Here is a 16,759-nt window from a genome sequence, read left to right on the forward strand (position 1 = left end):
CCCTTAGGTGGGTGCGGGTGCCGTGCGCCCATGGGGGGGTGCCGCGTGCGGTCGTAGGGCGAGTGCGGGTGCGTTGTGGCTGGTCGCGCCCACGCGGCGGAGCCGCACATCGATACAGCCCCGCGCCCCTGAGCAAGCTGCGGTCGCCCGGCGACATGAGGCACCCGGGCCGCCCACGGCGGGAAGGGGACGGGGCGGGGGGTGTCCGCCCGCAGCGGCCGGCGTCCGACACGCAGGACCTCTTGCCGGAACAGTTCCGCCGGACCGAGGACGGAGACCCCCCGACCCGGCCCCGACCCACCCCACAACCGTAGGCGCTACGCGCACCCCCACCGAAGCCGCACAGCGCGCCGCAGGCATTAGGCCGTGGCGGTGAGGGGCTTGGCGATGTCTTCCAGGGAGCGGCGTTCGGCGTGGACGGCGAGGAGTGCCGCGACGAGGCCGGCGGCGCACATGAGGGTGGCGCCGATCTGGAAGGCGAGGACGGTGTCGCCGACGTGGCCGGTTCCGGTGAGGTCGGCGAAGAGGAGGGGGCCGCTGATGCCGCCGGCGGCGGTGCCGATGGCGTAGAAGAAGGCGATGGACATCGCGCGGGTCTCCATGGGGAAGACCTCGGAGACCGTCAGGTACGCACTCGACGCCCCCGCCGAGGCGAAGAACAGCACCGCGCACCAGCACGCCGTCAGCGTGCTCGCACTCAGCGAACCCCGGTCGAACAGCCACGCCGTGCCGAACAACAACAGGCCGGACAGGAGGTAGGTGGACGAGATCATCATCTTCCGGCCCACCGTGTCGAACAGTTTCCCCAGTAGCAGCGGACCACAGAAGTTGCCCACCGCTATCACGGCGAAGTAATAACCCGTACGGTCCGCCGGGACGTCGTAGAACGTCGTGAGGATCGCGCCGAAGCCGAAGGTGATCGCGTTGTAGAGGAACGCCTGCCCGATGAAGAGCGAGAACCCGAGGACCGCCCGCCGACGGTAGTCGGAGAAGACCGTACGGCCGATCTCGACGAACGACACGCTCCGGCGCTGGTGGATGGTGATCGACCCCTCGGCCGCCGGCAGCGCCTCCCCGCGCTCCGCCTCCACCCGCGTCTCGATCGAGGACACGATGCGTTCCGCCTCCTCGTCGCGCCCGTGGATGAGCAGCCACCGCGGGCTCTCCGGCACGTGCCGCCGTACGAGAAGGATCACCAGCGCGAGCACGGCACCGAGGGCGAAGGTCAGCCGCCAGCCCACGTCCGCCGGGAAGATCGCGGTGTTCAGCGCGACGATCGACAGCAGCGCCCCACCGACGGCCCCCAGCCAGAAGCTCCCGTTGATCATCAGATCGACCCGCCCCCGATAGTTCGCGGGGATCAGCTCGTCGATGGCGGAGTTGATCGCCGCGTACTCACCACCGATCCCGAACCCGGTCAGGAAGCGGAACGCGAAGAACCACCAGGTGTCGAAGGCGATCGAGGTAAGAGCCGTGGCCGCCAGATACACCGCGAGGGTGATCATGAACAGCTTCTTGCGGCCCCACTTGTCGGTCAGCCGCCCCCAGAACAGCGCCCCCGCACACGCCCCGGCCACATACAGCGCGGCCGCGATGCCGGTGACCTCCCCGGAGGTGATCGGCAGCCCGCTCCCCGGTTCGGAGAGGCGGGCCGCGATGTTGCCGACGACGGTGACTTCGAGGCCGTCGAGGATCCACACGGTGCCGAGACCGATGACGATGGTCCAGTGCCAGCGCGACCATGGGAGACGGTCGAGCCGGGCGGGGATGTCGGTGGTGACGGTCCGGCCGGTCTCGGCCTGCGCGGTGGTCATGGGCTCCCTCCTCCTCATCGAGTGAGAACCCGGGCCGGGTTCCCCCGACCTGCACGCCTACGCCCGCCTATACCTGGACCCGCCTACGCCTGGGACCGCCTGCACCTGCCCACACCCACACCCCGCCTACGCCCCCAGCGCCCGAGACACCGTATAGATCAACAACCCGGCCAAAGACCCCACCACCGTGCCGTTGATCCGGATGAACTGAAGATCCCGCCCGATGTTCGCCTCGATCTTCTTCGTCGTGTGCTCGGCGTCCCACCCGGCCACGGTGTCGGTGATGAGGGAGGTGATCTCGCGGCGGTAGGTGGTGACGACGTACACGGCCGCCCCCTCCAGCCACCCGTCGACCTTCCCCTGGATCTTCGGATCGGCGGCCATCCGCGCACCGAGGGACAGCAGCGAGGCCCGCACCCGAAGCCGCAGCTCGCTGCGCTCGTCCTCCGCGGCGGAGACGATCATCGACCGCACGGCGGTCCAGGCGGAGGCGATCAGGTCCTGGACCTCACCGCGCCCGAGCACCTCGCCCTTGAGCCGCTCGACACGCGCGCGCGTGTCCGTGTCGGACTGGAGATCGGAGGCGAAGTCGGTCAGGAACCGGTCCAACGCCCCGCGCGCCGGATGGGAGGGCATGTCCCGCATCTCCACGCAGAACCGCAGCAGCTCCTTGTAGACCCGCTCCCCGACCTTCTTGTCGACGAACCGGGGCGTCCACCCGGGCGCCCCGCCCTGAACGGCGTCCATCACGGAGTCGCTGTGCAGCACCAGCCAGTCATGCGCACGGCTGACGATCAGATCGACGGCCCGCCGGTGCCCCCCGTCCGCGACGACCTTCTCCAGCATTTTCCCGATGCCGGGCGCGATCTCCTGCGCGTCGGCCCGCCGGGTGATCGCCTCGCCCACCACGGCCTGCACGTCGGAATCCCGCAGCACGGTCAGCGCGCCTCTGAGCGCGGCGGACAGTTCGGCCGTGACCCGGTCGGCGTGCTCGGGTTCGGCGAGCCAGGCACCGAGCCGGCTGCCGATGCCGACGGCCCGCAGCCGCTGCCGTACGACGTCCTCGGAGAGGAAGTTCTCCCCGACGAACTCGCCGAGGGAGACGCCGAGCTGGTCCTTCTTGGTGGGGATGATCGCGGTGTGCGGGATGGGCAGGCCGAGGGGACGGCGGAAGAGGGCGGTGACGGCGAACCAGTCGGCGAGCGCGCCGACCATGCCGGCCTCGGCCGCGGCGGCGACATAGCCGGTCCAAGCGCCGGCGCCTTCGTGGGCGGCCCATTTGGCGAGGACGTAGACGACGGCCACGAACAGCAGCAGCCCGGCGGCCGTGAGCTTCATCCGCCGCACGCCACGCTGCTTCTCGATATCGGCGGCGCTGAAGGTGTTCATGGCCCGATTCACGAAACCAGCGGGCCCAGCCCCCGCAGCCCCCGCAGCCCCCGAGGCCCGCGCAGCCCCCGAGGCCCGCGCGGCCTCACCCCTTGATCCCGTTTCCGTATCGTCCATCCGTTCCACTCGCTCCACCCGCTCCACCGTTCGGTGATCCCTCACACATTGTCCCTTCCTGACCGACTCCCGGAACGGAACAAGAGTTCCCGACGTCTGTCCGGTCGAGGGAACGCGACGGGGTCCTGCCCGTTTTCCCCAGGCTCATGGCGCATCATGAGCTCATCAGATCGGAGCCCCGGGCTCCCATCGCCCGAGGAGAACAGCACAGCATGACCCGGCGTCGTGGTTACGCCCTGCTCGCCGCGATCGTTTCCGTGATCGTGGCCCTGTCCGCCGCCATCTACGTCGGAGTGGCGACCGACGACGGCACGAACGACCGGGCCTCGCTGTCCGGCGGCCGCTCCCCCCGCAACCCCGCCGCCCCGGTGTCCACCGGCGTCTGGGTCGGCTCCTGGTCCGCCTCCCCGGTCGGCGCCGAGCCCGGCACCGAGACCGAGGGCCTGGCGGGCCGTTCCGTCCGCAACGTCGTGCACACGAGCGTCGGCGGTACGAGTGCCCGCATCACGCTGTCCAATCTCTACGGCCAGTCTCCGCTGACCGTCACCCACGCCTCGATCGCGGTGGCCGCCGGCTCCGGGACCGCGGCGGCGACGGCGGACTCCATGCGCCGGCTCACCTTCGGCGGCACCGCCACGGTCGTCGTCCCACCCGGACAGCAGGTGCTCAGCGACGCCGTCGCCCTGCGGATCCCGGCGGACAGCGACGTCCTGGTCACCACCTACTCCCCCACCCCGGCCGGCCCGGTCACCTACCACCCGACGGCCCGGCAGACCTCCTACGTCGCCGAGGGCGACCTCACCGAGGACGTGACCGGGACGCCGTACACCGGGCAGGTCGAGTACTGGCGCTATCTGACCGCCCTCGACGTGCTGAGCGACGAGGCGGTCGGCACCGTCGTCGCCTTCGGCGACTCGCTCACGGACGGCAAGAACTCCAGCCTGAACGCCAACAACCGCTGGCCGGACTACCTGTCCGACCGGCTGCGCACCGCCCTCGCGGCGGGCCGGAACCTGCCCCGCTACAGCGTCGTCAACGCGGGCATCGGCGGCAACCAGGTCCTGGTCAGCGGCCTCGGACGACCTTCGGAGAACGAAGCCGGCCTGACCCGCTTCGCCCGGGACGTGCTCGGCCGGCCGAACGTCAAGGTCGTCGTCATCGACCTCGGCGTCAACGACATCCTGCGCAACCGCGGCCTCGCCGACCCCGACAAGATCCTGGCCGGGCTGCGCGACCTGGTCCGCCAGGCCCACGCGCGCGGCATCAAGGTCGTCGGCGCCACCCTGATGCCCTTCGGCGGCCACCGCGGCCACACCGAGGCCCGGGAGGACGTACGCCGGACGATCAACGCGGCGATCCGCGCGGGCACGGTCTACGACGCCGTCGTGGACTTCGACAAGGCGGTACGGGACCCCTACGACCCGCGTGCCCTGCGCCCGGACTACGACTCGGGCGACAACCTCCACCCCAGCGACCGGGGCTACGAGCGGATGGCCTCCGTGTTCGACCTGAACGACCTGAAGGGCGGAGCACCGGCCGAGCTGTGAGGCGAAGGCGCGGAAGAGACCGTCAGTGCTCCCCGTGCCGCCGCCGGTCCCGCTCCTCCCGCTCCTCGCGCCGCTCCCGCCTGCGCTCGCGCATCAGGTCGTGGTGGCCGTCGAGCATCCGGCGGTGGGCGTCGTGGACGTCGTCCCGGTAGGACTCCCCCAGTTCCCCCCGCTCCCCCAACTCCCCCAGCTCCCGCCGGGACTGCTTGCGTTCCAGCTTCTCCTGCCGCCGCTCCGCCTTCAGCCGCTGCCGCTCGGTCCGGGTGAGCTTGCGTTCGACGCCGACGCCGCCCCAGAAGGCGAACCCGGTCACGACGACGCGCGGGGCGCCCGGCTCCCCCGGCTCGCCCTCCTCACGGTGGTCGAAGCCGCCCATGACGCCGATCCCGCGCACCAGGACCTCGACGCCGGGCGGCACGATGACCTGCATCCCGCCCATGATCGCGATGCAGTTGATCTCGACCTCGCCGGCCGCGAAGTTCGCCTCGCGCAGATCGATCTCGCCGCCGCCCCAGAAGGCGAAGCAGGTGAACCGCCTGGGCACCGTCCAGCGGCCCTTGCGCTGGAACCCGGACATGATGGCGACGGCCCCGCTCGACGAGCCCTCGCCGCCGACGATCCGACCGGCCCAACTCCCGCTCGCCGCAGGCTCCTTGGTCATCGACACCTTGGGCGCCGCGTGGTCGGGCAGGTCCCGGGTGATCGGTGCCAGCTCGCCGTAGGTCCGCGCCTTGTAGGTGGCGTCCAGGCGTTCCTCGAACTCCTCCATGTCGAGCCGGCCCTCGGCGAGGGCGTCCTGCAGAACCTCGGCGACTCGTTCACGGTCGGCGTCGGAGGCGCGCAGCTCCGGGGCATCCTCGGTCATACGAGCAGCCTACGAGCTGGGAGCGCCGCACACTATGCGGCGCGGGCACCTGACTGTTACGCCCAAACTCACGCCCCCGCCCGCTCCGCGTACATCTTGGCGATCACGGCCTCGATGTCCGGCTCCCGCACCGACAGATCGACCAGCGGGTACTCCGCCGCGATCCGCGCCACCAGCGGTGCCGCCGACTCGGAGGCCGGGAAGGCCAGCCACTGCCGGGGCCCGTCGACCTTCACCACGCGCGCGGGTGCGGGGGCGTCGATGGGCGGCACCTCCCGTTCCAGGTCGACGACCAGGGTGCGTTCGCTCTCCCCGGCCTCGTGCAGACCGGCGAGGGGACCGTCGTACATGAGACGTCCGTGGTCGATGACCATCACGCGGGAGCACAGCTGCTCGATGTCCTGGAGGTCGTGGGTGGTGAGCAGGACCGTGGTGCCGCGCTCGGCGTTGACCTCCTTCAGGAACTCCCGCACCCTGACCTTGGAGACGACGTCCAGGCCGATCGTCGGCTCGTCGAGGTAGAGCACCTCCGGGTCGTGCAGCAGGGCCGCCGCGATGTCGCCGCGCATCCGCTGGCCGAGCGAGAGCTGTCGTACCGGGGAGTCCAACAGGTCGCGCAGGTCGAGGAGTTCGACGAGCCGGTCGAGGTTCTCGCGGTAACGGGCGTCGGGGATGCGGTACATGCGGTGCATCAGCTTGTAGGAGTCGATCAGCGGGAGGTCCCACCACAGGGTGGTCCGCTGGCCGAAGACGACACCGATGCGGTGCGCGAGCCGCGTACGCTCCTGGGACGGATCGATCCCGGCCACCCGCAGCCTGCCCGCGCTCGGCGTCAGGATCCCCGTCAGCATCTTGATCGTCGTGGACTTCCCGGCGCCGTTGGGCCCGATGTAGCCGACCATCTCGCCGCGCGCCACGGTGAAGGAGATCGAGTCGACCGCGCGCACCTCGCGCCGCTCCCGCTTCAGGAAGCCGGTCTTCCTGCGCACGTCGAAGACCTTCTCGACCTGGTCCACCTCGATGAACGCCTGCTCTGTCACGCTCAACTCCCCGTGCTCCGATACGACCTGAGCCCCGCCCGCCAGGCCAGCCCGGCCAGCGCACAGTAGCCCGCCGCCACCAGCGGGGGCGCGAAGGCCGTCCACTGGGGCAGTTCCAGCGGGTACGGCCGCCCCAACACGTAGGACGCCGGTACCCAGTTGACGAAGGCGAGCGGCACCAGGAAGGTCACCGCGCGCACCAGGTCCCTGCCGAACACGGTGGGCGGGTACTGCAACAGGGTGGTACCGCCGTAGGTGAACGCGTTCTGCACCTCCGCCGCGTCCTGCGCGACGAACTGGAAGGCGGCGCCCGCCACGAACAGCGCGCAGAAGATCGCCGCACCGCTGATCACCATCACCGGCACCAGCAGCACCTTCGCCACGGTCCAGTCGACGTCGACGGCGGCCAGCGCGTACCCCAGCACCGCCACCGCCTGGGTGATCCGGCCCAGGCGGCGCAGCGCGAAACGGTCCGCGCCGACCTGGGCGAGCACCGGGGCGGGGCGCACCAGGAGGGTGTCGAAGGAGCCGTCGCGGATCCGGCCGCCGAGGACGTCCATCGAGCCGAGGAGCAGGTCGGCGATCCCGAAGGCGGTCGCCGACAGGCCGTACAGGAGGGCGATCTCGGGCAGCGACCAGCCGCCGAGCGTGTCGACCTGGGAGAACATCAGCAGGATCGTCGCGAAGTCCAGGCCGGTCACCAGCAGGTTGCCGAGGACGGTGACGGCGAAGGAGGTGCGGTAGGTCATGCTGGAGCGCACCCACATCCCGGCGATCAGCCGGTAGGTCCGCAGCCCCTCGACCAGACGCGAGCCCTCGACCGGACGGAAGCCCTCCGGTCCTGGGGACGTACGGAAGCCTTCCGGTCCCGGGGACGTTCCGAGCGTCTCAGCCACCCTGGACCACCACCCTTCGGGTCGCCGCGGACTGGAGCAGCCGTCCGGCCGTCAGCAGCACCACCGCCCACAGGGCCTGGAAGGCGTACGCCGTCAGCGGCGAGGTCTCCCCCATCAGCACGTCGGCCGGCATCTGGATCTGGGCCGCCCACGGCAGCACCAGCGCGATGTCGCCGAACGGCTCCGGGAAGGCGTTCAGCGGGAAGGTCATACCCGAGAAGAAGATGCCGGTGACCATCAGGAACTGGCTGACGCCCATGCCGTCCATGATCCAGAACACGCTCAGGGCGAGCAGGTAGCGGATCGCGAAGCTGACGACCATCGCCAGGACGAGCGTCACCGAGAAGGCCGCCCAGACGGTGACGTCCGAGGGCAGCGCCGTCGGGAAGAACAGCGCGCCGAACGCGAAGGGGACCACACCCCGCCCCAGCACCTGGAACAGCGCCCTGCCCAGATCGCTCGCCAGCCACCACAGCTGGAGATCGGCCGGCCGGTACAGGTCGACGGCGATCTCACCCGTGCGGATGCGCTCCATCAGGTCCTTCTCCGCGCCGCCGCCCTGGATGGCGAGCGTCGAGTACAGGCACTGGCCCAGCCAGACATAGGTGACGGCCTGCGCCTGGTCGTAGCCCCCGAGATGGGGACGCTCGTCCCACAGCGCCAGATAGGTGTAGACGAGAATCACACCGAAGACGGTGTTGGTGAAGATTCCCGCCGCCGTCGCCATCCGATAGGTCGCGTACCGCCGGAATCCGCCCGCCGCCACGGCCGCGTACAACCGCGCCGAACCCACGGCAAACCGCCCTCCTCACCTGCACCAACACCACCGAAGGAGCGGCAGGGGCCGCCCGGCACCGAAGCGCAGGAGCCTAGTGGGCGGGCCGAGGAGGGCGCCACGGATTTTCCGCCGGGCCCTCTCGGACGGTATGGCTGTTCCACCGGGCCCCCGTCGTCCCGCTTCCCGCTCCGCGGACGCGTGCCGAGGTCAGGGAACTGATCGCAGGATGGGACAGTCTTCATACGGGGGCGTAGATGGCGTACGAGGTCGTACGGGAACGTACGACGCGAAACAGGAGTCCGTGCACGACATGAACGACGAGCCGCAGCAGCCGACCGAGGGCTGGGCACCCAGAGAGCCGGAAGCGGCCGCCGCAGCATCGGGCAAGAAGCCCAAGCGACCCAGGCGCACCGGCTGGCGACGCGTCATCCCGACCTGGCGGATGGTGCTCGGCACCTTCGTCCTCGGCGTCCTGCTGGTGGTCGGCCTGTTCTTCCTCGGCTACTCCATGGTCAAGATCCCGGCCGCCAACGCCCTGGCCACCAAGCAGAGCAACGTCTACCTCTACGCCGACGGCAGCCAGATCGCCCGCGACGGCAAGGTCAACCGCGAGAGCGTCCCCCTCGCACAGATCTCCAAGGCGGCCCAGCACGCCGTCCTGGCCGCCGAGGACCGCGACTTCTACAGCGAGTCCGCGGTCGACCCCAAGGCCATGCTCCGCGCCGGCTGGAACACCGCCACCGGCAAGGGCAAGCAGTCCGGGTCCACGATCACCCAGCAGTACGTGAAGAACTACTACCTGGCGCAGGAACAGACCGTCACCCGCAAGGTGAAGGAGTTCTTCATCTCGATCAAGCTGGACCGCACCGAGTCCAAGGACCACATCCTCGAGGGCTACCTCAACACCAGCTTCTTCGGCCGCAACGCCTACGGCATGCAGGCCGCCGCGCAGGCCTACTACGGCGTCGAGGCCAAGGACCTCAGCGCCGCCCAGGGCGCCTATCTCGCCGCCCTGGTGAACGCGCCCAGCGAGTACGACGTCGTCGCCCACCCGGAGAACAGGTCGGCGGCCGAGGCCCGCTGGAACTACGTCCTGGACGGCATGGTCAAGCAGGGCTGGCTCCCGCAGTCCGAGCGCGCCGGCCTGAAGTTCCCGATGCCCAGGGAGGCCACCGTCTCCACCGGTCTGTCCGGGCAGCGCGGCTACATCGTCCAGGTGATCAACGACTACCTCACCGACAACAAGATCGTCGACAAGGACGAGCTCAACGCGGGCGGCTACCGCATCACCACCACGCTGGAGAAGGACAAGCAGGACGCCTTCGTCGACGCGGTCAACGACCAGCTGATCTCCAAGCTGGACAAGAAGAACAACAAGGTCGACAACTACGTCCGCGCGGGCGGCGCCGCCGTCGACCCGAAGACCGGCAAGGTCGTCGCGATGTACAACGGCATCGACTACGTCAAGCAGTACACGCCCAACGCCACCCGCCGGGACTTCCAGGTCGGCTCCACCTTCAAGCCCTTCGTGTTCGCCTCCGCCGTCCAGAACCACTCCGAGACGCAGGACGGCACCGTCATCACCCCGAACACGATCTACGACGGCACCAACAAGCGGCCCGTGGTCGGCTGGACCGGCGGCAGCTACGCCCCCGAGAACGAGGACCAGCACAACTACGGCGACATCACCGTGCGCGAGGCCACCGACCAGTCCGTCAACGCGGTGTACGCGCAGATGGCCGTCGACGTCGGCTCCGACAAGGTCGAGCAGACCGCGATCGACCTCGGCATCCCGTCCGACACCCCCGACCTGACCCCCACCCCGTCCATCGCGCTCGGCGTGAACACCGCCAGCGTCCTGGACATGGCGGAGTCCTACGCCACGCTCGCCAACCACGGCCGGCACGGCACGTACACCCTGGTCTCGAAGGTCACCAAGGACGGCAAGCAGACCGTCGAACTGCCCCAGCGGCAGACCCGCCAGGCCATCAGCCGCGAGGCCGCCGACACCACGACCTCGGTCCTCCAGAGCGTCGTCGAGAACGGCACCGCCACCGCCGCCCTCGCCGCCGGCCGCCCCGCCGCGGGCAAGACCGGCACCGCCGAGGAGGACACGGCCGCCTGGTTCGCCGGCTACACCCCCGACCTGGCCACCGTCGTCTCCGTGATGGGCCAGGACCCGGTCACCGGCGCCCACAAGTCGCTCTACGGCGCCATGGGCCTGCCCCGCATCAACGGCGGCGGCGCCCCGGCCGACATCTGGGCGCAGTTCACCAAGGAGGCCCTCAAGGGCGAGCCGGTCACCGACTTCGACCTCCAGCTCCAGCCGGGCGCCGAGCAGTCCCAGGCGCCGAGCACCGACGCCCCGGCGGACCCGACCACGGGCGGCCAGGACGGCGGCGCCGCCACCGGGGACACCACGGGCGGCGGCACCACCGACGGCGGGCAGCAGGGCGGCACGACCGGCGACACCACGACGACGGGCGGCACCACCGGAGACCCCACCGACGGCGGGACGACCACCGACGGCGGCACCACCACGGACGGCGGCACGACCACCGACGGCGGCACCACGACGGACGGCGGCACCGCCGACGGGGGAACGACGACGGACGGCGGCACCACCGGGGACACCAACGGCGGCGGCACGACCGACGGCACCCAACAGGGCGGCACGACCGTGGGCCCGGGCCCCCAACTCGGCACCCGACGCCAGCTGAGCCCCTGACCGTCTTCGGCTGCTGACCGGTCAGTGCCCGGAGGTCGCCTTCAGGCCCACCACGGCGACCAGCAGCAGGCACACGAAGAAGATCCGGGCGGCGGTGGCCGGCTCCCCCAGCACCACCATGCCGACCACCGCCGCACCGGCCGCCCCGATCCCCACCCACACGCCGTAGGCGGTCCCGATGGGCAGGGAGCGGGTGGCGTACGACAGCAGCAGCATGCTGGCGACGATGCCGGAACCGGTGAGCAGACTCGGCACGAGCCGGGTGAAGCCGTCGGTGTACTTCATACCGACCGACCAGCCCACCTCCAGCAGACCGGCGACGACGAGCAGGACCCAGGCCATGACGGCACCTCCGAGAACAGAAGTCACAAGGGGTGCGTCGTCTTTGCCGATACTGCGAGGACCCGGTACGGCGCGTCTCGTCGGGCTCCTTCGAAGATAGCAAAAGCACAGCCGAAAGGGGCCGGTGACAACGGTCACCAGCCCCTTTCGCCTGTGTTCTACAGGTACAGCCCGGTCGAGTCCTCGGAGCCCTCGAAGCGGTCCGCGGCCACGGCGTGCAGGTCGCGCTCGCGCATCAGCACGTAGGCGATGCCGCGCACCTCCACCTCGGCCCGGTCCTCCGGATCGAACAGGACCCGGTCGCCGGGCTCCACCGTCCGCACGTTCTGGCCCACCGCGACGACCTCGGCCCAGGCCAGCCGACGGCCGACCGCCGCGGTGGCGGGAATCAGGATGCCCCCGCCCGACCGCCGCTCACCCTCGCCGGTCTCCTGCCGCACGAGTACACGGTCGTGCAACATCCGGATGGGCAGCTTGTCGTGCTGGGTGCTGTGGTCGTTTCTGTTGGCGCTCACGCCCCTGAACCTACCTGTCTTCGGCGCGTCCGTACGCTGCCGGGTCGCCCCCGGTTCAGCCCTTGCGGCGCCGGGTGCCGAGGGCCAGCAGACCCACCAGGCCCACGGCGACGAGGGCGACCGGCACGACCCGCTCCAGCCGCGGGGCGCCCTCCTCGTCCACGAACTGGGCCTTCACATCGCTGACGACCCGGTTGACGCCGACGTAGGCACGTCCGAGCGTGTGATCGATATTGGACACCACCTTCGCCTTGGCGTCGCCCACGATCGTCCTGGGGTGCACCCGCACCCCGAGTTCGTCGAGGGTCTCGGCCAGCACTTCGCGGCGGCGCTTGATGTCCGCCTCGATCTGCGCCGGGGTTCTGATGTCCGACGTGTCCGCCACGGTGGGGCCTCCGAAGTCGCTGCTGTGTGTCCCGCACAGTCTGTCAGTTCCGGCCGCGCACGCACTGTCAGGACCCCCGGTTACGCTGACCCAATGAGCGAGCGACTCCAGCCCGGGGACGTGGCCCCCGCCTTCACCCTGCCCGACGCCGACGGCAACGAGGTCTCCCTGTCGGACCACAAGGGCCGCAAGGTCATCGTCTACTTCTACCCGGCCGCCCTGACCCCCGGCTGCACGAAGCAGGCCTGCGACTTCACCGACAACCTGGAGGTGCTGGCCGGCGCGGGCTACGACGTCCTCGGCATCTCCCCCGACTCCCCCGAGAAGCTGGCCAAGTTCCGCGACAAGGAGTCCCTCAAGGTCACCCTCCTCGCCGACCCCGACAAGAAGGTCACCGAGGCCTACGCCGCCTACGGCGAGAAGAAGAACTACGGCAAGACCTACATGGGCGTCATCCGCTCCACGATCGTCGTGGACGAGGAGGGCAAGGTCGAACGGGCCCTGTACAACGTCCGCGCGACGGGCCACGTCGCCAAGATCATCAAGGACCTGGGGATCTGACCCCCACCCTGAAGCGGCCCGCCCCGGAGCGACCCGGGGCGGGCCGCTTCACGTTCCGGGCGTGACTGTCCGATAAGCGGTTCGTTACTCCGTACGGGCCACGAACGGGTGGTCGTGACCGGAGGGGGCTTGATGGGGGTCAGTGCGTACACCAAGGAGCGGCTGGAGGAGGCGGCTCGGGGGGCACGGACGTTGTCGGAGGCGTTGGAGCGGTTGGGGGTGGATCCGCGGAGTTCGACTCGACGGTATGTGTTCGAGCGGATGAAGAAGCTGGGAGTGGACGTCACGCACTTCGAGCGGGAGGGCGTGAAGTGGACGCGGGAGGTCCTCCAAGAGGCCGTTTCGGCGGCGACGAACATGTGCGAGGTGCTGCGGCATCTCGGGCTTGAGGTCGTCGGCGGGCACCACACGCACATCAGTCGGCGGATCAAGGCGTACGGTATCGACACGTCGCACTTCCAGGTGCCGACACGGCGCGGCAAGGTGTGGCGGCCTCGGACACCGGAAGCCTTTCTCGTGGAGCAGCCGGTCGGGCAAGCCAGGCGCATTCCGAGCGATCGGCTCCGGTGGGCGATGGCGACCACAGGCGTGCCGGAGCAGTGTGCGATGTGCGGGACGGAGGCGGTGTGGCGAGGACACCCGCTCCCCCTGGAGGTCGACCACATCGATGGCAACTGGCGGGACAACCGCATCGAGAACCTTCGGTTTCTGTGTCCCAACTGCCACTCGACGACGGACAGTTACCGGGGGCGCGGTAAGGACCGGGCTTCATGAGCGCAACGCCTGCCAAACCAGGCCCCGAGGAGCTGCGTCGAGCGGTCGAAGGAGCGACCTCCGTCGCGGGCACACTCCGCGCTCTGGGAAGGGAGCCCTACAACAGCAAGCTGCGCACCCAGTTCCACCGCTGGGTGGCCGAGGACGGTCTCGACATCTCCCACTTCCTGGGGCAGGCGCATCAACGCGGCGGGCCGGGCACCACACCGCTCCGGCGGACACAGGACATCCTGGTCCGGCATAACGGCACCCGTCGGACCAGAACCCACCTGCTCCGGCGTGCGCTCGTGGAAGTGGGCGTGCCCGAGGAGTGCGTCGAGTGCGGAACAGGCCCCGAATGGCTCGGCAAGCCCATGACGCTGGAGGTCGATCACATCAACGGGGACTGGAGCGACGACCGGCGGGAGAACCTGCGGTTGCTGTGCCCCAACTGTCATGCCATCACCAGCACCTGGTGCAGGGGAGGCAGAAAACGGCGAGGGACGCCCGGTACGATGGCCGTGCATGCGGCCGTGGCGGAACGGCATACGCGAGGGTCTTAGGAACCCTTGGGCGAAAGCCCGTGTGGGTTCGAATCCCATCGGCCGCACAGCCCCGCACCTTCAAACCGAAGGCGCGGGGCCTTTTTGTGGAGTCAGCCCAACAGCTCCCGAACCACCGGCACCAACCCCCGGAACGCCTTCCCCCGGTGGCTGATCGCGTTCTTCTCGTCCGCGGTCAGTTCGGCGCAGGTTCGGGTGTCGCCGTCGGGCTGGAGGATGGGGTCGTAGCCGAAGCCGTTCGTGCCGACCGGGGCATGCCGCAGCACACCCCGCAGCCGGCCCTCGACCACCCTCTCCGTGCCGTCGGGCAGGGCCAGGGCCGCCGCGCAGGCGAAGTGGGCGCCGCGGTGTTCGTCGGCGATGTCCGACAGCTGGGCGAGGAGGAGTTCGAGGTTGGCGCGGTCGTCGCCGTGCTTGCCGGCCCAGCGGGCGGAGAAGATGCCGGGGGCGCCGTTCAGGACGTCGACGCAGAGGCCGGAGTCGTCGGCCACCGCCGGCAACCCCGTCGCACGGGCGAGGGCGTGGGCCTTGAGGAGGGCGTTCTCGGCGAAGGTGACGCCGGTTTCCCTGACGTCGGGGATCTCGGGGTAGGCGTCCGCGCCGACGAGGTCGTGGGGCAGGCCTGCGTCGGCGAGGATCGACCTGAGTTCGGTGATCTTTCCGGCGTTGCGGGTGGCGAGGATCAGGCGGGTCATGCCCACCAGTATTCCGGCCCCGCCACCCCGTTCGTTACGGCGTGCAGACCTTGGTCAGTTCGCCGGCCGCGTCGGTGACCGGGCTGAGGTCCGGCGTCTCGTCGCCGTTCTTGACGGCCGTACGGACGTTGTCGACGGCCGCGTTCAGGTCGTCGACGGCCTTGTTGACGTCGGCGTTGTCGGTCTTGTCGCCGACCTCGCGGAGGTTCTTGTCGATGGCGTCGAGGGACTCGTCGATCTGGGTCGGGTCGTTCGTCGCGCTCTCGACGGCCTGCTGGAGGTCCGTGACGCTGTCGGCGACGGCCTCGGCGGTCTGGACGCAGTCCAGTGCCTTGCTGACGGCGTCGCAGCCCGTGGTCAGTCCGACCGTCAGGCCTACGGCCGCGACGGCGGCGGCGATGGCGGTACGGCGACTGCGGCGACGGCTCGCGGCCATGGGGGTTCCCTCCGTTGGTCGGCCTCGACGGCCCTCGTGCTGGCCGGGCGCGTGGTGGTGTGCCACGCGCCCGTACCTCTAGTGACGCGAGGGCGGTCGGCGCGGTTGCCCGCGGCGGCCGTTCTCCTTGGTACGTCCTTTACTTTTCGAGGACGGTATCAAGCGCCTTGCGCTGCAGGACAGCGAGTTCCGTGCAGCCGGAAACCGCCAGGTCCAGGAGGGAGTTGAGCTCCTCGCGGGCGAAGGGTTCGGCCTCGGCGGTGCCCTGGACCTCGACGAAGCGGCCGTCGCCGGTGCAGACGACGTTCATGTCGGTGTCGGCGCGCACGTCCTCCTCGTAGCAGAGGTCGAGCAGCGGGACACCGCCGACGATGCCGACGGAGACCGCGCTCACGGTTCCCGTCAGCGGCTGACGGCCGGCCTTGATCAGCTTCTTGCCCTGGGCCCAGGCGACGGCGTCGGCCAGGGCGACGTAGGCGCCGGTGATGGCGGCGGTGCGGGTGCCGCCGTCGGCCTGGAGGACGTCGCAGTCGAGGACGATGGTGTTCTCGCCGAGGGCCTTGTAGTCGATGACCGCGCGCAGGGACCGGCCGATGAGGCGGCTGATCTCGTGGGTGCGGCCGCCGATCTTGCCGCGGACGGACTCGCGGTCGCCGCGGGTGTTGGTGGCGCGGGGCAGCATGGAGTACTCGGCGGTCACCCAGCCCTCGCCGCTGCCCTTGCGCCAGCGGGGGACACCTTCGGTGACGGAGGCGGTGCAGAAGACCTTCGTGTCGCCGAAGGAGACGAGGACGGAGCCCTCGGCGTGCTTGCTCCAGCCGCGTTCGATGGTGACCGGGCGGAGTTGTTCGGGGGTGCGGCCGTCGATTCGAGACATGCGCTGAGCCTAGCCGCAGCGAGAGATGCGGAAGGGGCCGCTCCCTTGCCGGACGGCCTTGTCGGGAGGGCCCCTCAGCCCGGGATGATCCCCAGGCTTCACATCATGTCTTCGATCTCCCCGGCGATGGGGTCGGCGTCCGTGCCGATGACGACCTGGATGGCGGTGCCCATCTTGACGACGCCGTGGGCGCCGGCGGACTTCAGGGCGGCGTCGTCGACAAGCGAGGGGTCCTTGACCTCGGTCCGCAGGCGGGTGATGCAGCCCTCGACCTCTTCGATGTTGTCGATGCCGCCGAGCCCGGCGACGATCTTCTCTGCCTTGGTGGCCATTTCGGTCTCCTCACACACAGGTGGCCCAACTTCGCGAGCGATTGCGGCGTGTGTACCGAAAGATGACGTCACAGCAACCCAATCGTCGATGACTGGTCTACACCACATGACAGGCGGTCGCCAACC

The 16,759-nt window shown here is 70.0% G+C and carries 18 protein-coding genes, 1 tRNA gene and 1 riboswitch; of the genes, 6 read left to right on the forward strand and 13 right to left on the reverse strand.

Annotation, left to right across the window (positions count from 1 at the left end; translation table 11 throughout):
• Positions 1-359 precede the first annotated feature (359 nt).
• Together K4B79_RS39280 and K4B79_RS39285 are read right to left on the reverse strand one after the other, a co-directional pair.
• Positions 360-1,814 (reverse strand): MFS transporter, encoded by a 1,455-nt coding sequence (locus K4B79_RS39280; protein WP_232032212.1) that lies wholly within the window; start codon positions 1,812-1,814, stop codon positions 360-362.
• A 126-nt stretch (positions 1,815-1,940) separates the two neighbouring features.
• Positions 1,941-3,320: a DUF445 domain-containing protein gene (locus K4B79_RS39285; protein WP_232032213.1), complete on the reverse strand. Its 1,380-nt coding sequence runs from the start codon at positions 3,318-3,320 to the stop codon at positions 1,941-1,943.
• Positions 3,321-3,532: 212 nt separating this feature from the next.
• Here K4B79_RS39285 and K4B79_RS39290 point away from each other — a divergent pair, with 212 nt between their 5' ends.
• Positions 3,533-4,867, forward strand: coding sequence for an SGNH/GDSL hydrolase family protein (locus K4B79_RS39290; protein WP_232032214.1), 1,335 nt, complete (start codon positions 3,533-3,535; stop codon positions 4,865-4,867).
• Between the two features lie 22 nt (positions 4,868-4,889).
• Here K4B79_RS39290 and K4B79_RS39295 read toward each other — a convergent pair whose 3' ends face one another.
• From K4B79_RS39295 to K4B79_RS39310, 4 genes are all read right to left on the reverse strand, one after another.
• Positions 4,890-5,732 carry a DUF1707 SHOCT-like domain-containing protein gene (locus K4B79_RS39295; protein WP_232032215.1) on the reverse strand — a complete coding sequence of 281 codons (843 nt, stop codon included), beginning with the start codon at positions 5,730-5,732 and terminating at the stop codon, positions 4,890-4,892.
• A 68-nt stretch (positions 5,733-5,800) separates the two neighbouring features.
• Complete coding sequence (locus K4B79_RS39300) at positions 5,801-6,772, reverse strand: ABC transporter ATP-binding protein (RefSeq protein ID WP_232032216.1); 972 nt, start codon at positions 6,770-6,772, stop codon at positions 5,801-5,803.
• A 2-nt stretch (positions 6,773-6,774) separates the two neighbouring features.
• Entirely contained in the window at positions 6,775-7,668 is an 894-nt protein-coding gene (locus K4B79_RS39305) for an ABC transporter permease (protein WP_374208571.1), read from the reverse strand.
• The gene (locus tag K4B79_RS39310; RefSeq protein WP_232032217.1) at positions 7,661-8,461 is read right to left on the reverse strand and encodes an ABC transporter permease; all 801 of its coding nucleotides are present in this window, start codon (positions 8,459-8,461) and stop codon (positions 7,661-7,663) included. The genes K4B79_RS39305 and K4B79_RS39310 overlap by 8 nt, the downstream gene beginning before the upstream one ends.
• Before the next feature lie 295 nt (positions 8,462-8,756).
• Here K4B79_RS39310 and K4B79_RS39315 point away from each other — a divergent pair, with 295 nt between their 5' ends.
• Positions 8,757-11,174, forward strand: a complete 2,418-nt coding sequence (locus tag K4B79_RS39315; protein ID WP_232032218.1) for a transglycosylase domain-containing protein — start codon at positions 8,757-8,759, stop codon at positions 11,172-11,174.
• 21 nt (positions 11,175-11,195) lie between these two features.
• Here the strand turns inward: K4B79_RS39315 and sugE are convergent, their stop codons facing one another.
• From sugE to K4B79_RS39330, 3 genes are all read right to left on the reverse strand, one after another.
• A complete protein-coding gene (gene sugE / locus K4B79_RS39320) occupies positions 11,196-11,516 on the reverse strand; it encodes a quaternary ammonium compound efflux SMR transporter SugE (protein WP_232032219.1) in 321 nt (106 codons plus the stop codon).
• A gap of 31 nt (positions 11,517-11,547) precedes the next feature.
• A riboswitch (guanidine-III (ykkC-III) riboswitch) is annotated at positions 11,548-11,617 on the reverse strand.
• Positions 11,618-11,674: 57 nt separating this feature from the next.
• Entirely contained in the window at positions 11,675-12,031 is a 357-nt protein-coding gene (locus tag K4B79_RS39325; protein ID WP_232032220.1) for a GroES family chaperonin, read from the reverse strand.
• 55 nt (positions 12,032-12,086) lie between these two features.
• Entirely contained in the window at positions 12,087-12,416 is a 330-nt protein-coding gene (locus tag K4B79_RS39330; protein WP_067433449.1) for a DUF3618 domain-containing protein, read from the reverse strand.
• Between the two features lie 93 nt (positions 12,417-12,509).
• Here K4B79_RS39330 and bcp point away from each other — a divergent pair, with 93 nt between their 5' ends.
• The 4 genes from bcp to K4B79_RS39350 all read left to right on the forward strand — a co-directional run bounded on the left by bcp (position 12,510) and on the right by K4B79_RS39350 (position 14,340).
• On the forward strand, positions 12,510-12,977 hold the full coding sequence (gene bcp, locus K4B79_RS39335) for a thioredoxin-dependent thiol peroxidase (protein WP_232032221.1): 468 nt from the start codon (positions 12,510-12,512) through the stop codon (positions 12,975-12,977).
• Between the two features lie 132 nt (positions 12,978-13,109).
• Positions 13,110-13,751, forward strand: a complete 642-nt coding sequence (locus tag K4B79_RS39340) for an HNH endonuclease signature motif containing protein (protein ID WP_232032336.1) — start codon at positions 13,110-13,112, stop codon at positions 13,749-13,751.
• Positions 13,748-14,293 (forward strand): HNH endonuclease signature motif containing protein, encoded by a 546-nt coding sequence (locus K4B79_RS39345; protein WP_232032222.1) that lies wholly within the window; start codon positions 13,748-13,750, stop codon positions 14,291-14,293. The genes K4B79_RS39340 and K4B79_RS39345 overlap by 4 nt, the downstream gene beginning before the upstream one ends.
• A tRNA-Leu gene (locus K4B79_RS39350) sits at positions 14,258-14,340 on the forward strand. Before K4B79_RS39345 ends, K4B79_RS39350 begins: the two co-directional genes overlap by 36 nt.
• 45 nt (positions 14,341-14,385) lie before the next feature.
• On the opposite strand, the gene rdgB is transcribed toward K4B79_RS39350, so the two are convergent.
• The 4 genes from rdgB to K4B79_RS39370 form a co-directional block, all read right to left on the reverse strand.
• Positions 14,386-14,988 (reverse strand): RdgB/HAM1 family non-canonical purine NTP pyrophosphatase, encoded by a 603-nt coding sequence (gene rdgB, locus K4B79_RS39355; protein ID WP_232032223.1) that lies wholly within the window; start codon positions 14,986-14,988, stop codon positions 14,386-14,388.
• 34 nt (positions 14,989-15,022) lie between these two features.
• Complete coding sequence (locus K4B79_RS39360; RefSeq protein WP_232032224.1) at positions 15,023-15,424, reverse strand: hypothetical protein; 402 nt, start codon at positions 15,422-15,424, stop codon at positions 15,023-15,025.
• A 139-nt stretch (positions 15,425-15,563) separates the two neighbouring features.
• Positions 15,564-16,301: a ribonuclease PH gene (gene rph / locus K4B79_RS39365; protein ID WP_232032225.1), complete on the reverse strand. Its 738-nt coding sequence runs from the start codon at positions 16,299-16,301 to the stop codon at positions 15,564-15,566.
• A 98-nt stretch (positions 16,302-16,399) separates the two neighbouring features.
• Positions 16,400-16,633 carry a glucose PTS transporter subunit EIIB gene (locus K4B79_RS39370; RefSeq protein ID WP_232032226.1) on the reverse strand — a complete coding sequence of 78 codons (234 nt, stop codon included), beginning with the start codon at positions 16,631-16,633 and terminating at the stop codon, positions 16,400-16,402.
• Between the last annotated feature and the right edge of the window lie 126 nt (positions 16,634-16,759).

Source organism: Streptomyces lincolnensis (genome assembly GCF_021173675.1).
Taxonomy (GTDB): domain Bacteria; phylum Actinomycetota; class Actinomycetes; order Streptomycetales; family Streptomycetaceae; genus Streptomyces; species Streptomyces lincolnensis_B.

Coding starts and splice junctions, on each gene's coding strand:
- sugE (WP_232032219.1), bottom strand. CDS start 11,516: ATGGCCTGGGTCCTGCTCGTCGTCGCCGGTCTGCTGGAGGTGGGCTGG.
- rdgB (WP_232032223.1), bottom strand. CDS start 14,988: ATGACCCGCCTGATCCTCGCCACCCGCAACGCCGGAAAGATCACCGAA.
- K4B79_RS39360 (WP_232032224.1), bottom strand. CDS start 15,424: ATGGCCGCGAGCCGTCGCCGCAGTCGCCGTACCGCCATCGCCGCCGCC.
- K4B79_RS39340 (WP_232032336.1), top strand. CDS start 13,110: ATGGGGGTCAGTGCGTACACCAAGGAGCGGCTGGAGGAGGCGGCTCGG.
- K4B79_RS39345 (WP_232032222.1), top strand. CDS start 13,748: ATGAGCGCAACGCCTGCCAAACCAGGCCCCGAGGAGCTGCGTCGAGCG.
- K4B79_RS39280 (WP_232032212.1), bottom strand. CDS start 1,814: ATGACCACCGCGCAGGCCGAGACCGGCCGGACCGTCACCACCGACATC.
- K4B79_RS39295 (WP_232032215.1), bottom strand. CDS start 5,732: ATGACCGAGGATGCCCCGGAGCTGCGCGCCTCCGACGCCGACCGTGAA.
- K4B79_RS39290 (WP_232032214.1), top strand. CDS start 3,533: ATGACCCGGCGTCGTGGTTACGCCCTGCTCGCCGCGATCGTTTCCGTG.
- rph (WP_232032225.1), bottom strand. CDS start 16,301: ATGTCTCGAATCGACGGCCGCACCCCCGAACAACTCCGCCCGGTCACC.
- K4B79_RS39285 (WP_232032213.1), bottom strand. CDS start 3,320: ATGGACGATACGGAAACGGGATCAAGGGGTGAGGCCGCGCGGGCCTCG.
- bcp (WP_232032221.1), top strand. CDS start 12,510: ATGAGCGAGCGACTCCAGCCCGGGGACGTGGCCCCCGCCTTCACCCTG.
- K4B79_RS39370 (WP_232032226.1), bottom strand. CDS start 16,633: ATGGCCACCAAGGCAGAGAAGATCGTCGCCGGGCTCGGCGGCATCGAC.
- K4B79_RS39315 (WP_232032218.1), top strand. CDS start 8,757: ATGAACGACGAGCCGCAGCAGCCGACCGAGGGCTGGGCACCCAGAGAG.